The following is a 24,632-nucleotide window of genomic DNA, read 5'->3' as shown; positions in this document are numbered from 1 at the left end:
TCGCGAGGGCCGCTCCGTCGTCGGATGGGGCGGCCCTCGTCGCGTGCTGGTCGAACCGTTCCGGATCGGACTAGCCTTGACGTACCGACCGAATGAGGTGCCGTTGTGACCGATACCCAGGCCATCGTCGATGCGATGAACGCGCTGACCGACGACGAACTCCGTGCGGTGGTCGCCGCGGCGACCGCGGGTCGCCCCGACCTGACGGCGTTGCGCGCCGCAGCGTTGCAGATCGGAATCGTTCCGGGACCGGCGCCTGCTGTCCCGGTACCGGCGGTGCCGCCGCCGGCCGAGATCGTCGATGCTCAGGTCGTCGACGAACCGGGAGTCGTCATGGCGCCCGGAAGTGCCGAGTCGCTGACCGGCTGGACCGATGCCGGGGTGCCGACGTTCGACGCGGTCCGTGAGCGCATCGAGACCCGTGCCGGCACGGCTGACGGAGCAACCGAACTCGACGCGTCGTCCGGCACCGGTCGCACCGTCGAGGAGCAGTACGCGGCGAGGGAGAAGGCTGCGCAGGAGAGGCTCGCCGAGATCCGTAGGTCGCTACGAAAGGACTGAACCGGCGTGGGTACGGTGGACGGAACAAGACTACGGAGGTCGTGATGGTGGAAATTGGTGTCGTGTTCGGTTACATCGTGGTGATCGCCACGATCGCTGTGGTGCTGGTCGGGGTGGTCGCGCTCTTCATTCTCTCCATCAAGGGCGGTCCTTCCTCTTCAGGGTCCCAGACCGAAGGATTCGAGAAGGACACTCGCTCGATCCGGTAGGTCACGGCCCTAACCACACCTGTTATCCAGATCGGCCCGTTCCGTCCGTCGATCAACCGGCGGACGGAGCGGGCCGATCCGTGAAACGACGACGGTCGTCAGTGCCGCTGGAGGATGGCGCCGAAGTCCGTACCAGCCGGCAGCGAGCCGTACTCGAGGTCGCGGTCCGGGCCGAGCCGCGCGGCGAGGAACGCCTCCGCGACTGCCGTCGGAGAGTTCTGCAGCAGCAGCGACGCCTGGAGGCCCAACGCCATCGACGCCGCGACCGACCGCGCCCGCAGCTGTGCGTCCCCCTGGTCGAGGGTCGCGAGCTCCGTCAGGGCAGCGCGCATCCGGTCGTGGTGCGCGTCGAACAGCGCGGAGGCACCCCGGGCCTTCGTGAGTTCGGCGTCGAACGCCTGCACCGACTCCGGTTCCCGGGTCATCGCCCGCAGCACGTCGAGCGCGATGACGTTGCCGGATCCCTCCCAGACCGCCATGACCGGCTGTTCGCGGTACCGCCGCGCGAGGGGGAACGCCTCGGTGTACCCGTTGCCGCCGAGGCATTCGAGCGACTCGTACGCGTGGTGGGGTCCGCGCTTGCAGATCCAGTACTTCGCGACCGCGGTCGCGAGCCGGCGGAACGCCTTCTCGGTGTCGTCGGCGTCGTCGTCGTGTGCGCGCGCCAGGCGCAGGGACGTGACGGTGGCGGCCTCCGACTCGAGGGCGAGGTCGGCGGCCACGGCGGTCATCGCGGGCTGGTCGATCAGGGTCGCGCCGAAGGCGGTTCGGTTGCGGACGTGCCACAGGGCTTCCGCCACGGACTGGCGCATGCCGGCAGTGGACCCGTACACGCAGTCGAGGCGGGTGCGCGCGACCATCTCGATGATGGTGCGCACGCCGCGTCCGGGTTCGCCGACGAGATGCCCGACAGTGCCGTCGAGTTCGATCTCCGAGGACGCGTTCGACTTGTTGCCGAGCTTGTCCTTGAGGCGCTGGATGCGGAACACGTTGCGGGTGCCGTCCTCGAGGACCCTCGGCACGAGGAAGCAGGAGAGCGCCTGCGAGCCGGCGTGTTCGGTCTGGGCCAGAATGAGGAATCCGTCGGACATCGGCGCCGAGCAGAACCACTTGTGGCCGGTGAGCGACCAGGTTCCGTCGGCGTTCGGCACGGCGCGGGTGGTGTTCGCGCGGACGTCCGACCCGCCCTGCTTCTCGGTCATCGCCATGCCGAGGAGCACACCGGGCTTGTCTCCGGGTGCGACGAGGTTCCCGTCGTATCCGCGGCCGTAGAGGCGTGGCAGCCACAGGTCTGCGAGGTTCGGGGACAGTTCGATTGCCGGGACCGCGGAATGTGTCATAGAGATCGGGCACGCGTGCCCGGGCTCGACCTGGGCGAACAGCATGAACGAGGCGGCTCGTGCGACGTTCGCGCCCGGTTTCGGATCCGCCCAGGCGGAGGTGTGTGCGCCGTGCTCGACGGCGGCCCCGATGATGCGGTGGTAGGCGGGGTGGAACTCGACCTCGTCGATCCGGTTGCCGTAGCGGTCGTGGGAGTGGAACTCCGGCGTGATCGTGTTGGCGAGTTCGGCGTCGTGCTGGAACGACTCGGTGCCCACGAGTGCGCCGATCGCGGTGAGTTCCGCTGTGGCCCAGCCGGAGTCGTACCTCCGAACGCCCTCGACCAGGGGGATGTTCGTGGTGAACTCGTTGACGTCGATTCGAGGCGGTGCCTGGTTGAACACCTCGTGTGTGCGGAATCCGGACGGTGCGGTTGCGGTCATGGGTCGATTCCTTCGTCTGGTGAGGGGTTCGTCGAGCGGGTTTCGGGGGCCACATGACCGACGCCGTGGAGACAGAACCGGAGGATGGCCTCGACGGTGTCGGCGTCGTCGGCATCGGTCGTCACGGCGTGGGTCGGGGAGAGTCGTCCGGTGAGCGCTTCACTGATCGCGCCGATCAGTGCGGTGGCCGTCACCTCGAGATGCTGGCGGGGGAACTCGCCCGATTCCATCCCGTCACGAAGGATCTCGGTGGTGAGGGCGTGGTAGTCGGCGCGATAGGCGAGGCGTTCGGCATCGATCCGGGGATCCACGGGTTCGAAGAGCAGTGACCAGGCCAGTTGCCTGCCGCGGATGGCGCGCTGCGCGAACGTCTCGACGAGGGCGCGGAGTCGGTTCGCACCACCCTCGGTGGCAGCGACGGCGGCGCGCACGGCCTCGAGTTCCTGGTCGGCGCCCCGCCGGAAGACCGACGCCAACAAGTCCGTGCTGCCGTCGAAGTGGGAGTACACCGAGCCGACACTGACCTCGCAGCGCTCGGCGATCGCCTTCACGGTCGCTGCGGTGAATCCGCCCTCGGCGACGAGTTCGGTGGCCTCGGTGAGGAGGGCTGCTCGGCGCTGGGCCTTCGCTGCCCGCGTCTTCTCGGTCGGCCGGTAGGCCACGTCGGTTCTCACCTTCCCCAATAGTATGAATCATGATTCAATCCTTCGAGACCGAACTGTAGAACGATTCCGGCGCCACGGCAACGTCCACCGGCATCGCGCCGAGCACGAGGAGAATTCATGAACCTGACCACGATGCTGGAGAGCACGGCGCGCAAGTACCCGACGAAGGACGCGATCGTCTACGGCGACGAGCGGATCACGTACGCCGAACTGCTCGCCGCGTCGAAGCGAGCGGCCGCGGTCCTCCGCGCACGGGGTGTGCAGCACGGCGACCGGGTCGCCGTGATGACCTACAACAGTCCAGGATTCGCCGTCGCCGCATTCGGCGCGTGGCGGGCGGGCGCGTCGCTCGTCCCGGTCAACCACAAGCTCGCCCCACCGGAGGTCGAGTACACCCTCGGGCACTGCGGAGCCAAGGTCGGAGTGGTCTCGGCCGATCTGAGGGGCAGCGCGGAAAGTGGTGCACCGCAGGTCGACTGGCTGCTCACGGAATCGGGCGCGAGCTCCGTGGAGGACGCCGCGAGCGACTTCGACGCCCTGGTCGCCGACGCCGGGGAATGGGAAGGCGTCGAGGTCGACGAGACCGACATCGCTCAGGTCCTCTACACCTCCGGCACGACGAGTGCGCCCAAGGGCTGCCTGCACACCCATCGCTCGATCACCACCGTCGCGCCCTACATCTCCACAACGCTCGGCCTCGATCGCGACGAGCGGGTGCTCATCGCGATGCCGATATGGCATGCGGCTCCGCTCAACGTCTGGTTCGTACCGACGATGTTCCTGGGCGGGACGGTCGTGCTCATGCGGGAGTACCACCCGATCGAGTTCCTGAAGGTCGTGGAGTCGGAGCGGGTCACCGCGTTCTTCGGCGCCCCGATCGCCTACCTCGCCCCGATCCAGGCAGCGAAGGCAGCCGGGCTCGACCTCGCGAGTTTCGACCTGTCGTCCGTCCGCCGCTGGACCTACGGAGGCGCACCGATCGGCGCCGAGGTGGCACGGGCACTCCAGCAGGCCTACCGGTCCGAGGACTTCTACCAGGTGTACGGGATGAGCGAGATGGGCCCGACCGGAACCGCGCTGTACCCGCACGAGCAGATCGAGAAGGCTGGTTCGATCGGACGATGCGGAATGCCCGGTGTCGACCTGCGGGTGGTCCGCGCGGACGGCGTCGACGCAGCCCCCGGCGAGACCGGTGAGATCTGGCTCGCCGGCGACACGCGAATGGTCGGCTACCTGGACAACCCGGATGCGACGGACGAGGCGTTCGAGGGTCGCTGGTACCGCACCGGAGACGTCGCACGACTCGACGACGACGGTTACATCTACATCGTCGACCGTACGAAGGACGTGATCATCACCGGCGGTGAGAACGTGTACTCGCAGGAAGTGGAGGAGGCGATCCGGCCCCGCGCCGACGTGCTCGACGTCGCGGTGATCGGACGACCGCATCGGGAGTGGGGTGAGACGGTCGTCGCCGTCGTCCTTCCGGTGGACGGCGCAACGGTCGAGCTCGAGGACCTGCGCGACTACCTGTCCGACAAGCTGGCTCGTTACAAGATCCCCCGTGAGGTGGTGCTCGTGGACGAGATGCCGCGCAATCCCTCGGGCAAGCTCACCAAGCACGTCCTGCGGGAGTCGGTGCTGTAGGTCCGCGGTCGGCGGACCTGCGAACAGCGGCGCCGCCGGGGCACCAAGATTGTTGCCCCGGCGGCGCCGTCGTGCCTAGACCGCCGCGGGTTCCCCGGAGGCGGCAGCGGGAGTCGCGTCCGGTGCGGGCCGCGGAACGGTGAACGTCGCGGCAACACTGAGGATCGCGATCACGAAACAGCCTGCGGTGTACCAGAGGCTGCCGACCGGGTCGCCGTTTGCGGTGACACCGTCGACCGCGTCGAAAAAGTCGGGGAGCGCTGTCGCCCACAGCAGGGCGAACACCGCGAGATACACGATCGCGTACCAGCGGACGAAGTCGTTCGAGTACGGCGGGATGTCGGAGGTGCCGGACCGCATCCGAGACCACTGCGTCGTCAGCGCCCAGATCGCCACGGCGGAGAGCACCACCAGTTCGGCCGCGTACAGGAAGCCACGGACGGTGTCGCTGCCCGCACCGAACACCGTCGCGGGCAGCGGGAGGACGAACACCCCGACCGACGCGGTCAGGCCGATGACCACGGTGCGCCACACCAGCTGCAGGCCGGAGAAGTGCCTGCCGGCGTCGACGTGCTTGCCGACGAAGAACTGGGCGCACAGCGCGAGCGACATCGGCCACAGCGCTGCGAAGACGACCACGCTGGGTAGTGGAACGGAATCGAAGAACGGCAGGTTGACCTTGTTGTCGAGTGTCCACTCCCACCAACGCAGCTGCGGGCCGAGGTGGTCGAAGATCTCGTAGAACGCGTGGTGCACGAACCCGACGGAGACCGCCCCCACGATCACCCCGTACCGCTTGAACACACCGAGCATCCGCACGATCTCGAATGCGATGGTGGCCATGAACGGGTAGATCGCGACGATGTACAGCGGCAGCCGTCCCCACAGGAACTCGACGCTGAACACGTTGTGCGCGAACATCGTTCCCAGATACTCCTCGGTTCCGAAGGTGTCCGGGAAGTAGATCGGCGGCTCGATGACGAAGAGGAACGCGGTGGCGCCGAACCACACCACCAGGTTGGTGGGGTCACCGTGCCTGCGGAGCCGCAGGATCGCGTAGACGAGAGCGAGGATCGCGCCGAGGACGATGGTGAACTCGAGGACCGGAAGCGTCCAGTTCTCGAGGGCGGTCGGACTGCGGAACTCGACGAGGCCGCCGGCCTCGGCGCAGGTGAAGCCGAGGCGGGTGGCGAGGTCCTCGAAGGTCGGCGTGCAGAGATCTGCCATCAGTTGACCCCCGAGACGGCAGGTTCGGCCCCGCCGGCGGCTTCCTCGGCCGTGTACCAGCGGGTGCAGTCGTAGCCCGCGTCGTAGCGAGTGAACCACTGGTCCGCGAGGATGGGCAGGTTCTCGTGGGCGGGGTCGTGGCCCGGCATCTGGCTCTTGACGGCACCGGACAGCGCAGCGAGCTGCTCACGCATCGGCAGGTGGTCGAATGCGCGGGGCATCGGCCCCTTGGTCAGGTACGGCGCGAAGGCGGTCAGGACGCGCTGCTTGATGCGGTGGCGCGCGAACAGCGACATCGCGTCGACCTTCCGGTCGGACAGCGGGACGTGCATGTTGAAGCCTGCACACGCGATGCGGATCGCCTTGAGCACGTGCGCGAAGACCGACGCGGCCATGCGCATGCGGTACATCTCGCTGCCGACGACGGCGTTGTAGATGATGAGCGCCGAACTGCGGTGCTCCACCTCCTCGACGAAGTGCCACATGAACAACGATGCGATCCGGTCGTCGCCGGGGCGGAACAGGGTGTCTTCATTGTCGAGCATCAGCTTGAACACGGGCGTGAACGTGGCCTCGAGGTCGGCGGTGTAGGCGAGCCGGTACTCGATCGAGGTCCGCTCGGTGAGCAGGTCGAATTCGCCGATGACCGCGTCGAGGGTGTTCTGCAGGCCGGGGTACTTGCGGATCAGTGCGTTCACGTGCTGCCGGTGCGCGGTGGAGTGGTGGCCCTCCTGTCGCATGAAGGCGACGGCCTCGGCCGCGACCTCGGGATCGGTGATCCGCGGCTTCGTCTGCATGATCAGCTTCACGATCATCTTCTCGAAGCCGACGGCCAGGAACGACACGGCGTTGGTCATGTTCGACCAGGCCGGGTTCTCGGGATTCCAACAGAACGGCACGTCGGCGTCGTCGAATCCGAAGTCCATTTTTCGGGGGTGTAGGTCGGTCACTATCCGTACCTCGCATCTCGGGCTGGGCGGGTGTCTCGTCTGATGTCGCTCGCGTCGATTCGTGAACATACGCGGGAATGTCGACGCGTATGATCACTTTGGGTCACATGGTAGAACGTGTTACATATTTTTGTCCACGGGGCCTTGTGATAGCGTCCGCTCGATGGCGCGCAGACGCGGGTGGGGCGGTAGTCCCCCGGACAACGACGAGGACGCGTCGAAGCGGATTGTCGAGGCCGCCGTCGAGCTGATCGGAATGACCGGCTCGGCCATCGGAATCGCCGACGTCGCCGAGTCTCTCGGGGTCATTCGTCAGACCGTTTATCGGTACTTCCCGAGCGCCGACGCGCTGATGCGGGCCGCGGCGATCGCCTCGGTCGACGGATTCCTCGACCGCCTGACCGTCGTGGTCGCCGGTCGCACCGATCCGGTCGACGCCACCGTCGAGTCCGTGATGTTCACTCTCACGGAGGTGCGTCGCACGCCCCATCTGGGAATTCTCCTGACGGGTTCGTACTCGGACTTCCAGCCCGACGGGGTGCTGTCGGCCGAGGCCCGTGTCTTCGGCGCCACGATGATCCGGCGGTTCGACGTCGACTGGGAGCGCTACGGATACGACGACGAGGCGCTCGACGACCTCGTCGAGTACATGTTGCGCACCATGCAGTCGTTCTTCGTCTCGCCCGGCGATCCTCCTCGCCAGGGCGACGATCTGCGCCGGTATCTGAGACGATGGATGGGGAGCGCGATCGCCGCGCAGCCGCTGTCCGGCTGAGCCCGCCTGTGAATGGGCTTGCATGATGGTGCATAATCGTCCATATGGTCCCCACAACAGACATCACCGGTCCCATCCGGGTCGCAATCGCCGGAGCCAGCGGATACGCAGGCGGCGAGGTTCTGCGCCTGTTGCTCGGCCATCCCGCACACCGCGAAGGGCGACTCGTCATCGGCGCGCTCACTGCGGGAGGCAACGCAGGCGCGACCCTCGGGGCGTTCCATCCGCACCTGCTTCCGCTCGTCGACCGTGTCCTCGAGCCCACCACCCTCGACGTGCTGGCCGGCCACGACGTCGTGTTCCTCGGCCTGCCGCACGGCAACTCCGCCGAGATCGCCAAGGCTCTGCCCGAGAGCACCGTGATCATCGACTGCGGTGCGGACTTCCGGCTCGCGAACGCCGCCGACTGGGAGAAGTACTACGGCAGCGCACACGCCGGAACCTGGCCGTACGGGCTCCCCGAGCTGCCGGGCAATCGCGACAAGCTCGTCGGTGCCACCCGGATCGCGGTGCCCGGCTGCTACCCGACCGCGGCCAGCCTCGCGCTCGCGCCCGCCGTCGCCGCCGGCATCGTCGAACCCCGGGTCAACGTCGTCGCCGTCAGCGGGACCTCGGGAGCCGGGCGCGCACCGAAGGCGGACCTCCTCGGATCCGAGGTGATGGGATCGGCAAGGGCGTACGGGGTCGGTGGCGTGCACCGCCACACGCCGGAGATCATCCAGAACCTCTCGGCGCTGACCGACACCCGAGTCTCGGTCTCGTTCACACCCGTCCTCGCGCCGATGCCGCGCGGCATCCTCGCCACCTGCACCGCTCCGACGACCGTCGACCTCGCGCAGGCGCGCGCGGTGTACGAGAAGGCCTATGCGGACGAGCCGTTCGTGCACGTGCTGCCCGAGAACGTCTACCCGCAGACCGGTGCCGTCGTCGGATCGAACGCCGCGCAGATCGGTGTCACCGTCGACGAGGAAGCCGGCCTGCTCGTGGTGATCTCGGCGATCGACAACCTGACCAAAGGCACCGCAGGCGGTGCCGTCCAGTCCATGAACCTGGCCCTTGGCCTGCCCGAGACCGATGGTCTCTCGACCGTGGGAGTTGCTCCGTGACAACCGAATCCGATTTCGCCGTCCCGCACGTGAACATCGCGGGCGGCCGCCTGATCCGCACCCAGGGCGTCACGGCTCCCGCGGGCTTCCGCGGCGCCGGTATCGCGGCGGGCATCAAGGTCAGCGGACGTCCCGATCTCGCACTGGTGTTCAACGAGGGACCCGACACCGCCGCCGCGGGTGTCTTCACGACCAACAAGGTCAAGGCCGCGCCGGTGCTGTGGTCGCAGCAGGTGCTGAAGTCGGGTGCGCTGCGCGCGGTGGTACTGAACTCGGGCGGTGCCAACGCGTGCACCGGGGCGCCCGGATTCCAGGACTCCCACGCGACCGCCGAGCACGTCGCCGCCACCCTCAGCGACTGGGGAACCGAGACCGGCGCCGGCGAGGTCGCGGTCTGCTCCACCGGGCTGATCGGCGACCGGCTGCCGATGGACAAGCTCCTCGCAGGCGTCACCGAGATCGTGCACGAGCTCGCGGGCGGAATCACCGGCGGCACCGACGCGGCACACGCCATCATGACCACCGACACCGTCCCGAAGCAGGCCGCGCTGCACCACGCCGACAAGTGGAACGTCGGCGGGATGGGCAAGGGCGCCGGCATGCTCGCCCCCGCGCTCGCCACCATGCTCGTGGTCGTCACGACCGATGCCGTCGCCGATGCCGCTCAGCTCGACATCGCGCTCCGTGCCGCGACCCGGCTGACCTTCGACAGGCTCGATGTCGACGGCGCGACCTCCACCAACGACACAGTGCTGCTGATGGCGTCCGGCGCCAGCGGCGTGACCCCGACGCAGGAGCAGCTCAACGCCGCGGTGCTCGCGGTCTGCGACGACCTCGCCGACCAGATGATGGCCGATGCCGAGGGCGTCACCAAGCGCGTCACCGTCACCGTTGCCGGCGCGGCGAGCGAGTCCGATGCTCTCGTCGGTGCCCGGACCGTCGCGCGCGACAGCCTCGTCAAGACCGCACTGTTCGGGTCCGACCCCAACTGGGGCCGCGTGCTCGCCGCGATCGGTATCGCCCCGATCGAGCTCGACCCGAACCGGATCTCGGTGTCCTTCAACGGAAACCCGGTCTGCATCGACGGCGCAGGCGCACCGGGTGCACGCGAGGTCGATCTGTCCGGTGAGGACATCGCGCTGCGCATCGAACTCGGTATCGGCGACGCCGAGGTCAGTATCCGCACGACCGACCTGTCGCACGCCTACGTCGAAGAGAACTCGGCGTACTCGTCATGACCACTCGAGCCGATCTGGGCGGCACCGCCGCCGCCATCCTCGACCTCACGTCGAATCAGAAGGCCTACGTCCTCGCCGAGGCACTGCCCTGGTTGCAGCGTTTCCGGGGCAAGGTCGTCGTGGTCAAGTACGGCGGCAACGCCATGGTCGACGACGAACTGAAGGGAGCCTTCGCGCAGGACATGGCGTTCCTGCAGACCGTCGGCATCCATCCCGTCGTCGTGCACGGCGGCGGGCCGCAGATCAACGCCATGCTGGGTCGACTCGGGATGGAGGGGGAGTTCCGTGGGGGGTTCCGCGTCACCACCCCCGAGGTGATGGACGTCGTCCGGATGGTGCTCTTCGGCCAGGTCGGACGGGAACTCGTCGGGCTGATCAACGCGCACGGCCCGTACGCGGTCGGCATCTCCGGTGAGGACGCGCACCTGTTCACCGCCACCCGCCGCACCGTCGTGGTCGACGGCGAGCCCACCGACATCGGTCTCGTCGGCGACGTCACCACCGTCAACCCGGCCGCCGTGCTGGATCTCATTGCGGCGGGACGCATTCCGGTCGTGTCGACGATCGCCCCCGACGCCGACGGAGTCGTCCACAACATCAACGCCGACACCGCGGCCGCCGCGCTCGCGGAGGCGCTCGGCGCGGAGAAGCTCGTCGTCCTCACCGACGTCGAGGGGCTCTACACGGACTGGCCGGACCGCAGTTCGCTCGCGTCGGTGATCGACGTCGCCGCGCTCGAGGAGCTGCTGCCACGCCTCGACTCGGGCATGGTCCCCAAGATGGAGGCGTGCCTGCGCGCCGTGCGCGGTGGGGTGCCGACCGCCCACGTGATCGACGGACGCGTCGCCCACGCAGTCCTTCTCGAACTCCTGACCACCGCGGGCATCGGCACGATGGTCACGCCCGCCCCGGACACCACGAAAGAAGGCATCGCATGACCGGCACCTCGGCACTACAGCAGCGTTGGTCCGGTGCGCTGATGAACAACTACGGCGTGCCACGGGTTGCGCTCGCCTCCGGCGACGGCGCGGTTCTCACCGATGCCGACGGCAAGCAGTACCTGGACCTGCTCGGTGGCATCGCCGTGAACATCCTCGGTCACCGCCACCCGGCGATCATCGACGCGGTGACGGCGCAGCTGAACACCCTTGGCCACGTGTCCAACCTGTACGCCAGCGAGCCGGCCGTCGCACTCGCCGAGCAGTTGCTGCGTCACCTCGGTCACCCCGGACGGGTGTTCCTCTGCAACTCCGGCACCGAGGCCAACGAGGCCGCGTTCAAGATCGCCCGGCTCACCGGCCGGCCGAAGATCATCGCTGCGGAGAAGGCATTCCACGGCCGCACGATGGGTGCACTCGCGCTCACCGGTCAGCCCGAGAAGCGGGCCCCGTTCGAGCCGATGCCCGCAGGCGTCGAGTTCGTGCCATACGGCGACATCGCCGCGCTCGACGCCGCGGTCGACTCGGACACCGCAGCGGTGTTCCTCGAGCCGATCATGGGTGAATCGGGTGTCGTCGTGCCGCCCGAGGGCTACCTCGCGGAAGCGCGACGGATCACCGCCGAACGGGGTGCGCTGCTCGTCCTCGACGAGGTCCAGACCGGCATCGCGCGGACCGGTTGGTTCTACGCCCATCAGGCGTCGGGCATCGTCCCGGACGTGATGACCCTCGCGAAGGGGCTCGGCGGCGGCATGCCGATCGGCGCCTGCATCGCGACCGGCGCGACGGCCGACCTGTTGACGCCGGGCAAGCACGGCACGACCTTCGGCGGCAACCCGGTGTGCGCTGCCGCTGCCCTCGCCGTGCTCCGCACCGTCGAACAGGACGATCTGATCAGCCACGCCGACAGCGTGGGCAAGTCGATCGCCGCAGGCATCGAGGCGCTCGGTCATCCGCTCGTCGACCATGTCCGAGGCTCGGGGCTCCTGCTCGGCATCGTCCTCACGGACACCGTCTCGCCGGCTGTCGAGGCCGCGGCGCGGGACGCCGGCTACCTCGTCAACGCGGCCGCCCCCGACGTGATCCGCCTCGCGCCGCCGCTGATCGTCACCGAGGAGCAGGCGCAGGGCTTCGTCTCCGCGTTGCCGGGGATTCTGAACACCGCTGTGGCGGAAGGAAAGTAGACATGGGCATCAGGCACTACCTGCGCGACGACGACCTCACGCCTGCGCAGCAGGCCGAGGTCCTCGACCTCGCCGCAGCGCTGAAGAAGGACCCCTTCGCCAAGCAGACCCTCGCCGGTCCGCGTGCCGTCGGCGTCATCTTCGAGAAGAACTCCACCCGCACCCGCTTCTCCTTCGAGGTCGGCATCGCCCAGCTCGGCGGGCACGCCGTCGTCGTCGACGGTCGCAGCACCCAGCTCGGCCGGGAGGAGACGCTGCAGGACACCGGCAAGGTGCTCTCGCGCTACGTCGACGCCGTCGTCTGGCGGACGTTCGGTCAGAGGCGACTCGAGCAGATGGCGTCCGGTGCGACGGTTCCGATCGTCAACGCCCTCTCCGACGAGTTCCATCCCTGCCAGGTCCTCGCCGACCTGCAGACCCTGCGGGAGCGCAAGGGAGAGCTCACGGGCCTCAAGCTGACCTACCTCGGTGACGGCGCCAACAACATGGCGCACTCGCTGCTCCTCGGCGGCGTCACCGCAGGCATCGACGTCACCATCGCCGCCCCCGACGGGTTCGCGCCGCTGCCGTGGGTGCTCGAGGCCGCTCGCGCCCGGGCCGCGGAGACCGGGGCGACGATCACCCTGTCCGACGACCCGCAGGCCGCGGTGGCAGGCGCCGACGCACTCGTCACCGACACCTGGACCTCGATGGGGCAGGAGAACGACGGACTGGACAGGGTGGGACCCTTCCGTCCCTTCCAGATCAACGCCGAGCTGCTCGCGAAGGCCGCGCCGGACGCCGTCGTCCTGCACTGCCTGCCCGCCCACCGCGGTGAGGAGGTCACCGACGAGGTGCTCGACGGACCCCAGTCGGCGGTGTGGGACGAGGCCGAGAACCGGCTGCACGCGCAGAAGGCGCTGCTCGTGTGGCTGTTCGAGAACCAGGACCGGGAACGGCCGTGACCGCCGCCCGGGCAGGCACCTCGAAGGCCGTCGCGGTCGCGCACACCCGCGCGGGGAGGCAGGCACGGATCACCGCGTTGCTCGCCGCGAACGAGGTGCGCAGTCAGCCCGAGCTTGCCGCACTTCTCGCTGCGGAGGGCATCGAGGTCTCCCACGCGACGTTGTCGCGGGACCTGGAGGAACTCGGCGCGGTGAAACTGCGTGCCGCGGACGGCGGGGCGGGCGTCTACATCGTCCCCGAGGACGGCAGCCCGGTGCGCGGAGTGTCGGGAGGAACCGACCGCCTGTCGCGGCTGCTCGGTGAGCTCCTCGTCTCCACGGATGCCAGCGGGAACCTCGCCGTGCTGAGGACGCCGCCGGGTGCCGCTCACTACCTCGCGAGCGCCCTCGACCGGGCCTCGCTACCCGAGGTTGTGGGAACCATCGCCGGGGATGACACCATTCTTGTAGTTGCGCGCGAGCCGCTGACGGGATCACAGCTCGCCGAGATGATCGAGAAACTGTCCTGACCTGCGATGACATCGCCAGGTTCGGTGCACGTGCGATCGAACAACTGAAAACCGGATAACAGTTACAACCCTTTGAAGGAGCACACAGATCATGGCTGAACGCGTCGTACTCGCCTACTCGGGCGGGCTTGACACCTCGGTGGCCATCAGCTGGATCGGCAAGGAGACCGGCAAAGAGGTCGTCGCCGTCGCCATCGATCTCGGACAGGGTGGCGAGGACATGGAGGTCGTGCGTCAGCGCGCCCTCGACTGCGGCGCCGTCGAGTCCGTCGTGGTCGACGCCCGCGACGAGTTCGCGGACGAGTACTGCCTCCCGACCATCCAGGCCAACGCCCTCTACATGGACCGCTACCCGCTGGTCTCGGCCATCAGCCGTCCGCTGATCGTCAAGCACATCGTCGAGGCCGCCCGCGCGCACGGCGGCACCGTCGTCTCGCACGGCTGCACCGGCAAGGGCAACGACCAGGTCCGCTTCGAGGTCGGCTTCGGCGCACTCGCCCCCGACCTCGAGGTCATCGCGCCGGTCCGCGACTATGCCTGGACCCGGGAGAAGGCCATCTCCTTCGCGGAGGAGAACAACATCCCGATCAACGTCACCAAGCGTTCGCCGTTCTCCATCGACCAGAACGTGTGGGGCCGCGCAGTCGAGACCGGCTTCCTCGAGGACCTGTGGAACGCGCCCACCAAGGACGTCTACGACTACACGCAGGACCCGACCCTCAACTGGAACACCCCGGACGAGCTGATCATCAGCTTCGAGGCGGGCAAGCCGGTCGCGATCGACGGCAAGCCCGTCACCGTGCTCGAGGCGATCCAGGAACTGAACAAGCGGGCGGGCGCGCAGGGCGTCGGCCGGCTCGACGTCGTCGAGGACCGTCTCGTAGGCATCAAGAGCCGCGAGATCTACGAGGCACCGGGCGCGATGGTGCTCATCACCGCGCACCAGGAACTCGAGCACGTCACCCTCGAGCGCGAGCTCGGCCGCTACAAGCGGCAGATGGAGCAGCGCTGGTCGGAGCTCGTCTACGACGGCCTGTGGTTCTCCCCGCTCAAGGAGGCGCTGGACACGTTCGTCGCCAAGACCCAGGAGAAGGTCACCGGCGACATCCGGCTGTTCCTGCACGGCGGCGCGATCACCGTCAACGGTCGCCGCAGCTCGCAGTCGCTGTACGACTTCAACCTGGCCACCTACGACGAGGGCGACACCTTCGACCAGTCGTACGCGAAGGGCTTCGTCAACATCCACGGCCTGTCCTCCAAGGTCGCGGCGAAGCGCGACCTGGGTCTCTAGGTCATGACCGACGCCCACGGCGCCGATGGCGCTCAAAGCCACGGAACCAACGAGGGCGCCCTGTGGGGCGGCCGGTTCGAGTCCGGACCGGCCGCCGCCATGGCGGCGCTGAGCAAGTCGACGCACTTCGACTGGGTGCTCGCGCCCTACGACGTGCGGGCGTCCAAGGCGCACGCGAGGGTCCTGCACAAGGCGGGTCTGCTCAGCGAGGCCCACCTCGCGACGATGCTCGACGGCCTCACCCGCCTCGGTGACGACGTCGCCTCCGGCGCGTTCGGCCCTGCGGAATCCGACGAGGACGTCCACGGCGCCCTCGAACGCGGGCTGATCGAGCGCGTCGGGCCCGAGGTCGGCGGTCGGCTGCGCGCCGGACGCTCCCGCAACGACCAGGTGGCGACGTTGTTCCGCATGTGGCTGCGGGACGCCGTGCGGCGGGTCGCGGCAGGCGTGCTCGACGTGGTCGACGCGCTCGCAACCCAGGCCGCGGCACACCCGGACACGGTGATGCCGGGCAAGACGCACCTCCAGGCCGCGCAGCCGGTGCTGCTCGCCCATCATCTGCTCGCGCACGCCCATCCGCTGCTGCGGGACGTGCAGCGCCTGGTCGACTTCGACAAGCGGGCCGCGGTGTCGCCGTACGGGTCCGGGGCACTCGCCGGTTCGTCGCTCGGGCTCGATCCGGATGCGATCGCGGCCGACCTCGACTTCGACTCGGCCGCGGACAATTCGATCGACGCGACGTCGTCCCGGGACTTCGCCGCCGAGGCGGCGTTCGTGCTCGCGATGACGGCGGTCGACCTGTCCCGGATGGCCGAAGAGGTCATCATCTGGAGCACGCCCGAATTCGGGTACATCACCCTCGCCGACGCCTGGTCGACGGGATCGTCGATCATGCCCCAGAAGAAGAACCCCGACGTCTCGGAGCTCACCCGAGGCAAGGCCGGCCGGCTCATCGGCAACCTCACCGGGTTGCTCGCCACGCTGAAGGCGCAGCCCCTGGCCTACAACCGGGACCTGCAGGAGGACAAGGAACCGGTCTTCGACTCGGTGGCGCAGCTGGAGCTCCTGCTGCCCGCGATCACGGGACTGGTCTCCACCCTCGAGTTCCACCCGACGCGGATGGCGGAACTCGCACCGGCCGGATTCACCCTCGCCACCGACATCGCAGAATGGATGGTGCGCCAGGGGGTTCCGTTCCGGGTGGCACACGAGGCCGCCGGTGCGTGCGTGCGGGTCGCCGAGGCGCGTGGCGTCGGCCTCGAGGACCTCACCGACGCCGAACTCGCCTCGGTGGACCCGGCGTTGACACCTGCCGTGCGAGACGTCCTCACGGTCGAGGGTTCGATCGCGTCGCGTAACGCTCGCGGCGGCACGGCCGGTGTTCAGGTGGCACGCCAGCTCGATCGGGTCACCGAGTCTGCAGGCGAGCTGCGGCGTTGGATCGGCAACTGACGGTGCCCGACCGCGCCGCGTGCATATAGTTCAAGGTGCTGGCGAACAGCGGCCGAACAGTATGGGGGCGCGGTAGTGAGTTGGTCTGAGGTCCTGAACGGCACCGTGCGCAGGGTGGTTGCCACCGCGCAGAACGGTCTCGAGGTCGTCCGATTGGGCGGCCTCGAGACCGAGGCGCGCGCAACGGACTTCAGGATCGTCGAACGCCGGCCGATGTACCGGCTGCGGAGGTACTTCGCCGACGACGAACTGTCGCCCCCGTCGGGACCGCCGGTGGTGCTGGTGCCGCCGATGATGATGTCGGCGGACGTGTACGACGTCACCCAGGACCAGGGCGCCGTCGGAATCCTGCATTCGATGGGCCTGGACCCGTGGGTGGTCGACTTCGGCTCCCCGGACAGTGAAGAGGGCGGGTGGGACCGCACCCTCGCCGACCACGTCGTCGCCATCAGCGAGATCATCGACCGCGTTCGTAGGGAGACCGGTCGGGACGTCCACCTGGCCGGTTACTCGCAGGGCGGGATGTTCGCCTATCAGGCCGCCGCCTACCGTCGCTGCCGCAACGTCGCATCGCTCATCACGTTCGGCGCGCCGGTCGACACGCTGGCCGCACTGCCGTTCGGCATCCCCGGGGACCTCGCCGCTCCGGCCGCGGGATTCCTTGCCGAACACGTCTTCACCCGACTGTCGATCGCGGGGTGGATGGCCCGCACCGGATTCCAACTGCTGGATCCGGTCAAGACCGCGAAGTCCCGCATCGACTTCCTCCGGCAGTTGCACGACCGTGAAGCGCTGTTGCCACGCGAGCAGCAACGCCGCTTCCTCGCCACCGACGGTTGGGTCGCCTGGTCGGGTCCGGCGGTCGCAGAACTTCTCACGCAGTTCGTGATGCACAACAGGATGGTGTCCGGCGGTTTCGTGATCGGTGACCGGCCCGTCACCCTCGCCGAGCTGACCTGCCCGATCCTCGCGTTCGTCGGCGAGGTCGACGACATCGGGCAGCCCACCGCGGTCCGCGGGATCAGGAGGGCTGCACGGAAGGCCGAGATCTACCAGTACACGATGCGCAGCGGGCACTTCGGGCTGGTGGTGGGATCGATCGCGGCGCAGCAGACGTGGCCGGTGACAGGGGAATGGGTGCGTTGGCGCGCCGGCGACGGCCCGCGGCCCCAGGGCATCGAGCCGATGCAGGGCGACGAACCCGCCGTCGACCAGACCGGTGTGTCCGTCACCGATCGAATCCTGCACACCGGTGCGTCCATCGCCGAGGTCGGCGTCGAGACGGTCCGTGGCGTCCTGGGCGCGACGGCGCAGGCGGTGCGGGGGAGCCGTGAACTGACGGCAGAAGCGGCTCGCGCCCTGCCGCGGCTGGTCCGGCTGGGTCAGATCCAGCCGCACACCAGGATCTCGATGGGCAAGTTGCTCGCTGAGGCGGGCGAGCGATCGCCGCGGAGCGAGTGTTTCCTGTTCGACGACCGGGCGTACACCAACGAGGCGGTCAACACCCGGATCGACAACGTCGTCCGTGGTCTGATCAGTACCGGTGTCCGGCCGTCGACACGTGTCGGGGTCCTGATGGAGACCCGGCCGAGCGCGCTGGTCGCGATCTCCGCGTTGTCGAGGATCGGTGCGGTCGCCGTACTGCTGCCACCCACCGAGGATCTCGCCGAAGCGGTCCAGTTGGGCGGCGTCGCCACCATCGTCGCGGACCCGGACCACCTGCGCGTCGCGGAGCGGCTCGGCCCGCCCGTCCTGATTCTCGGCGGCGGCGAGACCCGTGTCCTCGACATCCGGCCCGACTCCGGGACGGTCGATCTCGAGCACATCGATCCCGACGACGTGCCACTGCCTGCGTGGTACCGACCGAATCCCGGTAGGGCGAACGAGCTCGCGTTCGTGCTGTTCGGCCGCTTCGGTGGTCGAGTCGAGGCGAAGCACGTCACCAACCACCGGTGGGCGCTGTCCGCCTTCGGGACCGCGACCGCCGCGAACCTCGGTAGTGGCGACACCGTGTATTCCATTGCACCGCTGTATCATTCGTCCGTCGTGCTCGCCACACTCGGCGGTGCGATCGTCGGCGGCTCCCGCATCGCGCTCTCCCGGGGACTCGACGCCGACCGGTTCTCCACCGAGGTGCACAGGTACGGCGTCACCGTCGTCGCCTACACGTGGACGATGCTGCGTGAGCTCGTCGACGTCCCCGATTTCGAGTTCGACGCCTCGCACCCGATCCGGCTGTTCATCGGCTCGGGCATGCCGCGTGGACTTTGGCTGCGCACGATGAAGCGGTTCGCCCCGGCCCAGGTGCTCGAGTTCTACGCCTCGACGGAGGGGGCCGTCGTGCTTGCGAACGTGTCCGGGGCGAAGCCCGGTTCCAAGGGGCGGCCGCTGCCGGGCAGCACGCCGGTTCGGGTTGCGGCGTACGACCCGGTCACCCGCCGATTCCTCGAGGACGAGCACGGACTCGTCCGGGAGTGCGGAGTCGGTGAGGTCGGACTCCTCCTCGGTCAGGCGACCGGTCACGAGGCCGTCAACGGAGCAATCCGAGGAGTGTTCACCGCGGGCGATGCCTGGGTGCCGACCGAGCACCTCTTCCAGGTCGACGCCGACGGCGACCACTGGCTGATGGACGAGCGGAACGCCGTCGTGCGCACCCGCCGCGGGCTCGTCTACGGCGAGCCGATCGTGTGTGCGCTCGGTGCTCTCGAACCGATCGACCTCGTCGTCAACTACGCCGTGCAGGTCGGAGACGAGGAGGTCGCCGTCACCGCCGTGACGCTGCGGCCGGGGATGTCCCTGACGGCATCGGATCTTGCCGACGGCCTCGCCGAACTCGACGAGGACCGATGCCCCGACCTGATCCACGTCGTTCCCGAGATCCCGATCAGCACGTCGTATCGTCCGCGGCGCAGCGCCCTGCGGGTCGCCGGACTGCCGAACCCCGGTGCGCGGTCCTGGTACCGAGACGACGACGGTCGGTACCGGCGACTGACCAAGGCCGCGCTCGCCGAGTTGCAGGGACGGGCCGCCCCAACGCACCTGACCGGGCCGTCCGTCGACGTTCCCGGCGGCGGGTAGCCTGAGCGGAGTTCCGTGACACCGACGTGAGAGGACCCTTCGTGGCGCTCGATCCCACCCTGCTGAGCATCCTGGCCTGCCCGCAGGACAAGGGCCCGCTCCTGCTGGTCGACGACAAGCTTCTCTACAACCCGCGCCTGCGTCGTGCCTACCCGATCGAGGACGGTATCCCCGTTCTGCTCGTGGACGAGGCTCGCGACGTCACCGACGCCGAACACGACGACTTCGTGGCCAGGGGCACCGATTCCGGCAACGACTGACCGGCCGGGACCTGGGCTTGAGGTCCAACTGGTCGCGCAGTGTGTGCGCAGTCGGCCGTGAGCTTCTTTCCCCGCTCGACGGATAGCACCGAACTCGGGATTCAATCCTCGGTGGTATGGTGACGCACGCGCAGGGGGGCTGCGCAGATCGAACTGATCTGGAGCGAGCATCAGGGGGCTGACATCGCTGATCTGTCTGTGGACACATCGAATCTTGCGGGTTTCGCGATCGATATGCAGGAGGTCGGTTCGGTCTTCTCCTCGAACTCCACACGGCTGCTGTCCGCACTGTCTCTTCGAGGCGGTGGATCAGGACTCCTGGCTGACCTTGTGCCGCATGTCCAGGCACTACACGACGCACTTGCCGGCGCACACACGAACGATCTGAGCGGCCTGGATTCGCTTCGAGCCAACATCGGCACCGTTGCGGATGACTACCAGGAGTCCGGAGACGCGCACGCTCGATCCATTGCGGCGGCGGGGGTCGCGCTGAATGGGCACGGTGGGTCCACACCGGCAGCGCCCCGGGAGGTGTCTCGGTTCAACGGATTGCAGCTGCCGATTCTCCAAGATCAACTGGAGGAGTCGTACACGGTCCGGCAGGTGGTCACCGCAGGGATCGAGATGCTCGATCCTTACGAGGAGGCGCTCGGCCAGGCGATCGGTGTCCGGCCCGTCTCGGACTACTTGTCTCCGCTCGATGCGGACTGGGAGCAATTGCAGTCGGTTGGTCGAGGCATCGGGCTGCTGGGCATAAACGATTACGTCGCGGCGACCAATCTCGCCAACGGAACTCGGTGGCTGCAGAACAGTTGGTCCGGGGATGCCTCGATTGCCTTCGGGACTGCCTCGAGCGGTCTCGGGGATCCGATATCCGGCCGCAGTGAGGATCTCGATGCAGTGGCGAAGGTCGTGGAGAACGGCGGTCGGCTTCTCGAGAGACTCGTGTACAACCAGGCGATCGAGCTGGCGGGTGCCGTAGCCAAGCCGATGAACTTCCTACGGTTCACCCTGCCGCTCGGAGTGTGGGCGCAGTTGATCGACAGCCCCATGCAGAGTTCGATAAGGAACGAAATCGCCTCTGCCGTTGATGAATTGACGGCATCGGCCGAATCTCGGCACGGTCGGATTGTGAGTACCGTCGACACGATCGCCGGTGCCCTGAAGTACGAACAGGGCAAATCCCTCCCCGTGTACGACCCCTCCTGGTTCGAACTGCCCGACAAGGTGACCATTGACGCGGGTGCGCGCCGGTACGGATTCGGCTCGAACGTCTGGTGGGAACACGCTGTCGATTCGATCTCCTGACCTTCAACAATCCCGAACGAGCGAGAAGTCGAGATGACACAGATTCCCGATCCGCTACCTCCACCCCCGACCGATGCCGGGCAGGGTGAGTGGGGTTCGCAGCCCTTGTACAGCCGTGCTGACGACCTCTTGTGGGCGAATGCGGCCGCAAAGGCGTCGTTGGCGGCCGATGCGGCGGGCTGGACCAATGCCTCCGCGCACCTCGACCACTATCTGGACAACAGTGGTGAGGTGCTGCACATCAACGCGGATACGATCCTGCGAGATGTGCCTGATGCAGCGATCAGAGTGAACGCAATTGCCGAATCGGAGTTGCGGCGGGTTGCTGCCGAGTCGTTGGCGTCCCAACATTTTGATGTTCCCGTGCAGTTTCAGTCTCAATGGCACGAGTTCTACGTAACGGAGTCGATGGACAGCAATTGGTACTTTGCGATGGGGGGCATGGAATTCTCGTCCACTGGTGTCGTTGTCGTGCATCGGCCGGGTGAAGGCGCGGAGCCAAGTATCGCTGCCGAGTACAAGTTTCATGTCTTCGACCGCTACAACTGGGACGGCGAGAAGAGCGTCGACATCGCCGGCGTGACCATCACGGATGCTCGCATGGGTGCGTTGCACACTGCTGGTCTCGCGCGGGAGTACGACATCGTCGGGTCCAGCGAGATCCGTCGTTACGAGGGCGTGGTGCCAGTGGAAGGGTCGCTGAATCTGCCGGGCACTCCTGGTGGTCGTGATGGTGACAGGACGGATCCAACTCGATGAAGTATTTGTCTTCCGGAAGCGTGCAGAAGCGAGTGGGCGGCGTCTTCGTCGGTTTGGTGGTTGCGGTTGGTGCGTCTGGATGTGGTGGTGTTGTCGACACCGGCGTTTCACGGACGGATTCGTCAACCACGGTGAGTGATGCCGAGTTGATCAAGGAGGCGGCCGAGTTCGGTGGGCTGGTTCTGCCTGCGGATGTCACGGTGCTCGGTGTTGATTCCATGCACGGCATCGACTCGCTCTACCAGCTGGCAATTTCGACGGATCAGGACGGTCTGGACGAGCTGCTGGTGTCATCCGCGTTCTCGGCACCTCTGGAGAGGACTTTCACAGTTGCCGAATCGACTGTCGCGGGGCCGCCCCTGGAGACATCGCCGTTGATCCTGCGGGGGCAGGAACGGTATCGCCGTGCCGACGGAAAGTCGGTCGCTCGGATCGTGATCGTCGATGAGCGAGATCCGGTGACCCGGATCGTCCATCTGCAGGTCTTCGACACCTGATGATGGATCCTCAGCCGAGAGTGACGGCCGAGTACGAGTCCCGCGTGTGACGGCGCTGTGACTCGGGGCAGGAGTGTCCGGACCATCGTCGGTGGTGCGAGATCCGGGCGTGAGACAGGCACAATGTTGTCGTGCCGGACGTGTCGGGGTCTCTCTCCCGCTCAGCAGAGCTCAGCCACTCCTCGCTGAGCGGTGCAACACCCCTGGGTGCCGCGCACCTCCTGCTCGGCGCGGAGATCGTCGCGGGAGCGGTCCGCCTCCGGGTCGTGGAGGTCGAGGCGTACGGGAGTGACCCGGGCGGACCGTGGCCGGACCCGGCCGCGCATTCGTTTCCGGGCCCGACTCGGCGAAACGCGGTCATGTTCGGGCCGGCCGGGAGGTTGTACGTCTATCTGAGTCACGGACTCCATCACTGCGTGAACGTGACGTGCGCGCCGGAGGGAACTGCCGGTGCGGTGTTGATCAGAGCTGCCGAGGTCGTTGTCGGAGCAGAGGCGGTGCGCGCCCGCCGGGGTGCCGAACGCGCCGATCGGGATCTGGCCCGTGGACCCGGAAACCTGGGCCGGGCGTTGGGAATTACCCTGTCGGACAACGGGATCGACTTGTTCGATCGTCAGTCGGCGATTCGCCTCGAATCGGCTTCCGCGACCGGGGTGGCGGCTGGACCTCGCGTGGGTGTGTCGCGTGCCGCCGATCGTCCGTGGCGGATCTGGGACCCCGAGTCGAAGGCTGTCTCGTCGTATCGGCGGAGCCCGCGTGCGCCCGCCGCTCCGAGTGCGGGATGATCGAAGCCGTGACCGATCACAACGCCTCCACCACGGACATCATCGACGAACTGACCTGGCGTGGACTCATCCAGCAGTCAACCGACCTCGACGCGCTGCGTCGCGAAGCCGACGGCGGACCGGTCACGCTGTATTGCGGTTTCGACCCCACCGGTCCGAGCCTGCACGCGGGCCACCTCGTCCCGCTGCTGACGCTCAAGCGATTCCAGCTCGCCGGGCACCGTCCGATCGTCCTCGCCGGTGGTGCGACCGGCATGATCGGTGATCCCCGCGACGTAGGGGAGCGGACCATGAACTCTGCGGACACGGTGGCCGACTGGGCGCAGCGGATCCGGTCCCAGCTCGAGAGGTTCGTGTCCTTCGACGGCGGTAACGCCGCGATCGTCGAGAACAACATGAACTGGACCGGCAAGCTCAGCGCGATCGACTTCCTGCGCGACCTCGGCAAGCACTTCTCGGTCAACGTGATGCTGGCGCGGGAAACGGTCAAGCGCAGGCTCGAATCCGACGGCATGTCCTACACCGAGTTCAGCTACATGCTCCTGCAGGCCAACGACTACCTGCAGCTCCGGCGCACACACGGGTGCACGCTGCAGGTCGGTGGATCCGATCAGTGGGGGAACATCATCGCCGGTGTCGAACTGAACCGTCGCGTCGACGGCGAGCACGTTCACGCGATGACTGTTCCGCTCGTGACGTCGTCGGACGGCAAGAAGTTCGGCAAGTCCACCGGTGGCGGAAGCCTCTGGCTCGACCCCGAGATGACCAGCCCGTACGCCTGGTACCAGTACTTCGTGAACACTGCCGACGCCGATGTCGTCCGGTACCTGCGGTGGTTCACGTTCCTCGGCCGCGAGGAGTTGGCCGAGCTCGAAGCGGAGGTGGCGGAGCGTCCGCAGGCGCGGGTCGCTCAGCGCCGACTTGCCGCGGAGATGACGACGCTCGTGCACGGCGCGGCGAACACCGCGGCGGTCGAGCTCGCGAGCCAGGCACTGTTCGGCAAGGGCGAACTGCGGGATCTCGACGAGGGCACTCTCGCTGCCGCGCTCTCGGAGGCGTCCGTCGCCCAGGTCGGGGCCGGCGAGCCGTCGACGATCGTCGACCTTCTCGTCGCGAGCGGTCTCTGCGACAGCAAGGGCGCCGCGAAGCGCACCGTCAAGGAAGGCGGTGCCTATGTCAACAACACGAAGATCGGTGCCGAGGACTGGGCTCCGCAGCAGGACGACCTGCTGCACGGTCAGTGGCTCGTGATCCGCCGGGGCAAGCGCAACTTCGCCGGCATTCAGGTGTTGCCGGCCTGATCGACCAGCCATCCGTCTCGACAGAGGGCGCCGCATCTCGCTTCCAGCGAGGGCGGCGCCCTCTGTGCATCCAACGAGGCGATCGAGTCTGCCGAAGCGAGGTGTCGGGCGTCACACGGATGTGATTCGCGGGTTTTAGGGCGGCTCGGGGGCTACGACCTGCGCGTTTGGGGGTGTTCGGTGGT

The 24,632-nt window shown here is 67.7% G+C and carries 23 protein-coding genes; 19 read left to right on the top strand and 4 right to left on the bottom strand.

Going from position 1 to position 24,632, the window contains the following annotated elements; all coding sequences use genetic code 11:
• Positions 1-105 precede the first annotated feature (105 nt).
• Together ACFSJG_RS11620 and ACFSJG_RS11615 are read left to right on the top strand one after the other, a co-directional pair.
• Positions 106-561, top strand: a complete 456-nt coding sequence (locus ACFSJG_RS11620; protein WP_378485387.1) for a hypothetical protein — start codon at positions 106-108, stop codon at positions 559-561.
• A 44-nt stretch (positions 562-605) separates the two neighbouring features.
• Positions 606-770 (top strand): hypothetical protein, encoded by a 165-nt coding sequence (locus ACFSJG_RS11615; protein ID WP_378485386.1) that lies wholly within the window; start codon positions 606-608, stop codon positions 768-770.
• A 98-nt stretch (positions 771-868) separates the two neighbouring features.
• Here ACFSJG_RS11615 and ACFSJG_RS11610 read toward each other — a convergent pair whose 3' ends face one another.
• Both ACFSJG_RS11610 and ACFSJG_RS11605 read right to left on the bottom strand, forming a co-directional pair.
• Complete coding sequence (locus ACFSJG_RS11610) at positions 869-2,533, bottom strand: acyl-CoA dehydrogenase family protein (RefSeq protein ID WP_378485385.1); 1,665 nt, start codon at positions 2,531-2,533, stop codon at positions 869-871.
• Complete coding sequence (locus ACFSJG_RS11605; RefSeq protein ID WP_378485384.1) at positions 2,530-3,207, bottom strand: TetR/AcrR family transcriptional regulator; 678 nt, start codon at positions 3,205-3,207, stop codon at positions 2,530-2,532. Before ACFSJG_RS11605 ends, ACFSJG_RS11610 begins: the two co-directional genes overlap by 4 nt.
• Positions 3,208-3,315: 108 nt before the next feature.
• Here ACFSJG_RS11605 and ACFSJG_RS11600 point away from each other — a divergent pair, with 108 nt between their 5' ends.
• On the top strand, positions 3,316-4,845 hold the full coding sequence (locus ACFSJG_RS11600) for a class I adenylate-forming enzyme family protein (RefSeq protein ID WP_378485383.1): 1,530 nt from the start codon (positions 3,316-3,318) through the stop codon (positions 4,843-4,845).
• A 75-nt stretch (positions 4,846-4,920) separates the two neighbouring features.
• On the opposite strand, the gene ACFSJG_RS11595 is transcribed toward ACFSJG_RS11600, so the two are convergent.
• Both ACFSJG_RS11595 and ACFSJG_RS11590 read right to left on the bottom strand, forming a co-directional pair.
• Entirely contained in the window at positions 4,921-6,072 is a 1,152-nt protein-coding gene (locus ACFSJG_RS11595; protein WP_378485382.1) for a hypothetical protein, read from the bottom strand.
• Positions 6,072-7,022 (bottom strand): metal-dependent hydrolase, encoded by a 951-nt coding sequence (locus ACFSJG_RS11590; RefSeq protein WP_378485381.1) that lies wholly within the window; start codon positions 7,020-7,022, stop codon positions 6,072-6,074. Before ACFSJG_RS11590 ends, ACFSJG_RS11595 begins: the two co-directional genes overlap by 1 nt.
• 163 nt (positions 7,023-7,185) lie before the next feature.
• Between ACFSJG_RS11590 and ACFSJG_RS11585 the strand changes: the two genes are divergently transcribed.
• From ACFSJG_RS11585 to tyrS, 16 genes are all read left to right on the top strand, one after another.
• Entirely contained in the window at positions 7,186-7,797 is a 612-nt protein-coding gene (locus ACFSJG_RS11585; RefSeq protein WP_378485380.1) for a TetR/AcrR family transcriptional regulator, read from the top strand.
• Positions 7,798-7,841: 44 nt separating this feature from the next.
• Positions 7,842-8,903, top strand: a complete 1,062-nt coding sequence (argC, locus tag ACFSJG_RS11580) for an N-acetyl-gamma-glutamyl-phosphate reductase (protein WP_378485379.1) — start codon at positions 7,842-7,844, stop codon at positions 8,901-8,903.
• A complete protein-coding gene (argJ, locus tag ACFSJG_RS11575; RefSeq protein ID WP_378485378.1) occupies positions 8,900-10,141 on the top strand; it encodes a bifunctional glutamate N-acetyltransferase/amino-acid acetyltransferase ArgJ in 1,242 nt (413 codons plus the stop codon). The genes argC and argJ overlap by 4 nt, the downstream gene beginning before the upstream one ends.
• A complete protein-coding gene (gene argB, locus ACFSJG_RS11570; protein WP_378485377.1) occupies positions 10,138-11,079 on the top strand; it encodes an acetylglutamate kinase in 942 nt (313 codons plus the stop codon). The genes argJ and argB overlap by 4 nt, the downstream gene beginning before the upstream one ends.
• On the top strand, positions 11,076-12,263 hold the full coding sequence (locus ACFSJG_RS11565; RefSeq protein WP_378485376.1) for an acetylornithine transaminase: 1,188 nt from the start codon (positions 11,076-11,078) through the stop codon (positions 12,261-12,263). Before argB ends, ACFSJG_RS11565 begins: the two co-directional genes overlap by 4 nt.
• 2 nt (positions 12,264-12,265) lie before the next feature.
• Positions 12,266-13,207 carry an ornithine carbamoyltransferase gene (gene argF / locus ACFSJG_RS11560; RefSeq protein WP_378485375.1) on the top strand — a complete coding sequence of 314 codons (942 nt, stop codon included), beginning with the start codon at positions 12,266-12,268 and terminating at the stop codon, positions 13,205-13,207.
• Positions 13,204-13,716, top strand: coding sequence for an arginine repressor (locus tag ACFSJG_RS11555; protein WP_378485374.1), 513 nt, complete (start codon positions 13,204-13,206; stop codon positions 13,714-13,716). The genes argF and ACFSJG_RS11555 overlap by 4 nt, the downstream gene beginning before the upstream one ends.
• A gap of 91 nt (positions 13,717-13,807) precedes the next feature.
• Entirely contained in the window at positions 13,808-15,007 is a 1,200-nt protein-coding gene (locus ACFSJG_RS11550) for an argininosuccinate synthase (RefSeq protein WP_378485373.1), read from the top strand.
• Positions 15,008-15,010: 3 nt separating this feature from the next.
• The gene (argH, locus tag ACFSJG_RS11545; protein ID WP_378485372.1) at positions 15,011-16,459 is read left to right on the top strand and encodes an argininosuccinate lyase; all 1,449 of its coding nucleotides are present in this window, start codon (positions 15,011-15,013) and stop codon (positions 16,457-16,459) included.
• Positions 16,460-16,534: 75 nt separating this feature from the next.
• Entirely contained in the window at positions 16,535-19,537 is a 3,003-nt protein-coding gene (locus ACFSJG_RS11540) for an AMP-binding protein (protein WP_378485371.1), read from the top strand.
• A gap of 41 nt (positions 19,538-19,578) precedes the next feature.
• The gene (locus ACFSJG_RS11535) at positions 19,579-19,797 is read left to right on the top strand and encodes a Trm112 family protein (RefSeq protein WP_378485370.1); all 219 of its coding nucleotides are present in this window, start codon (positions 19,579-19,581) and stop codon (positions 19,795-19,797) included.
• A 198-nt stretch (positions 19,798-19,995) separates the two neighbouring features.
• Entirely contained in the window at positions 19,996-21,105 is a 1,110-nt protein-coding gene (locus ACFSJG_RS11530) for a hypothetical protein (protein WP_378485369.1), read from the top strand.
• Between the two features lie 33 nt (positions 21,106-21,138).
• Positions 21,139-21,864, top strand: a complete 726-nt coding sequence (locus ACFSJG_RS11525; protein WP_378485368.1) for a hypothetical protein — start codon at positions 21,139-21,141, stop codon at positions 21,862-21,864.
• Positions 21,861-22,361 (top strand): hypothetical protein, encoded by a 501-nt coding sequence (locus ACFSJG_RS11520; protein WP_378485367.1) that lies wholly within the window; start codon positions 21,861-21,863, stop codon positions 22,359-22,361. The genes ACFSJG_RS11525 and ACFSJG_RS11520 overlap by 4 nt, the downstream gene beginning before the upstream one ends.
• Positions 22,362-22,501: 140 nt before the next feature.
• The gene (locus ACFSJG_RS11515) at positions 22,502-23,146 is read left to right on the top strand and encodes a DNA-3-methyladenine glycosylase (RefSeq protein ID WP_378485950.1); all 645 of its coding nucleotides are present in this window, start codon (positions 22,502-22,504) and stop codon (positions 23,144-23,146) included.
• A complete protein-coding gene (gene tyrS, locus ACFSJG_RS11510) occupies positions 23,143-24,447 on the top strand; it encodes a tyrosine--tRNA ligase (protein WP_378485366.1) in 1,305 nt (434 codons plus the stop codon). The genes ACFSJG_RS11515 and tyrS overlap by 4 nt, the downstream gene beginning before the upstream one ends.
• The last annotated feature ends 185 nt before the right edge of the window (positions 24,448-24,632 follow it).

Source organism: Rhodococcus gannanensis (genome assembly GCF_042681175.1).
In the GTDB taxonomy this organism is placed as follows: domain Bacteria; phylum Actinomycetota; class Actinomycetes; order Mycobacteriales; family Mycobacteriaceae; genus Rhodococcus_G; species Rhodococcus_G gannanensis.
Note: the sequence above shows the minus strand (reverse complement) of the source record. Positions and strands in the feature narration are given on the sequence as shown.

What these genes read in the sequence shown, in the direction of transcription:
- ACFSJG_RS11615 (WP_378485386.1), top strand. Translation starts at nt 606, where the DNA reads ATGGTGGAAATTGGTGTCGTGTTCGGTTACATCGTGGTGATCGCCACG.
- ACFSJG_RS11610 (WP_378485385.1), bottom strand. Translation starts at nt 2,533, where the DNA reads ATGACCGCAACCGCACCGTCCGGATTCCGCACACACGAGGTGTTCAAC.
- ACFSJG_RS11600 (WP_378485383.1), top strand. Translation starts at nt 3,316, where the DNA reads ATGAACCTGACCACGATGCTGGAGAGCACGGCGCGCAAGTACCCGACG.
- ACFSJG_RS11595 (WP_378485382.1), bottom strand. Translation starts at nt 6,072, where the DNA reads ATGGCAGATCTCTGCACGCCGACCTTCGAGGACCTCGCCACCCGCCTC.
- ACFSJG_RS11585 (WP_378485380.1), top strand. Translation starts at nt 7,186, where the DNA reads ATGGCGCGCAGACGCGGGTGGGGCGGTAGTCCCCCGGACAACGACGAG.
- argC (WP_378485379.1), top strand. Translation starts at nt 7,842, where the DNA reads ATGGTCCCCACAACAGACATCACCGGTCCCATCCGGGTCGCAATCGCC.
- argB (WP_378485377.1), top strand. Translation starts at nt 10,138, where the DNA reads ATGACCACTCGAGCCGATCTGGGCGGCACCGCCGCCGCCATCCTCGAC.
- ACFSJG_RS11565 (WP_378485376.1), top strand. Translation starts at nt 11,076, where the DNA reads ATGACCGGCACCTCGGCACTACAGCAGCGTTGGTCCGGTGCGCTGATG.
- argF (WP_378485375.1), top strand. Translation starts at nt 12,266, where the DNA reads ATGGGCATCAGGCACTACCTGCGCGACGACGACCTCACGCCTGCGCAG.
- ACFSJG_RS11550 (WP_378485373.1), top strand. Translation starts at nt 13,808, where the DNA reads ATGGCTGAACGCGTCGTACTCGCCTACTCGGGCGGGCTTGACACCTCG.
- argH (WP_378485372.1), top strand. Translation starts at nt 15,011, where the DNA reads ATGACCGACGCCCACGGCGCCGATGGCGCTCAAAGCCACGGAACCAAC.
- ACFSJG_RS11525 (WP_378485368.1), top strand. Translation starts at nt 21,139, where the DNA reads ATGACACAGATTCCCGATCCGCTACCTCCACCCCCGACCGATGCCGGG.
- ACFSJG_RS11520 (WP_378485367.1), top strand. Translation starts at nt 21,861, where the DNA reads ATGAAGTATTTGTCTTCCGGAAGCGTGCAGAAGCGAGTGGGCGGCGTC.
- tyrS (WP_378485366.1), top strand. Translation starts at nt 23,143, where the DNA reads ATGATCGAAGCCGTGACCGATCACAACGCCTCCACCACGGACATCATC.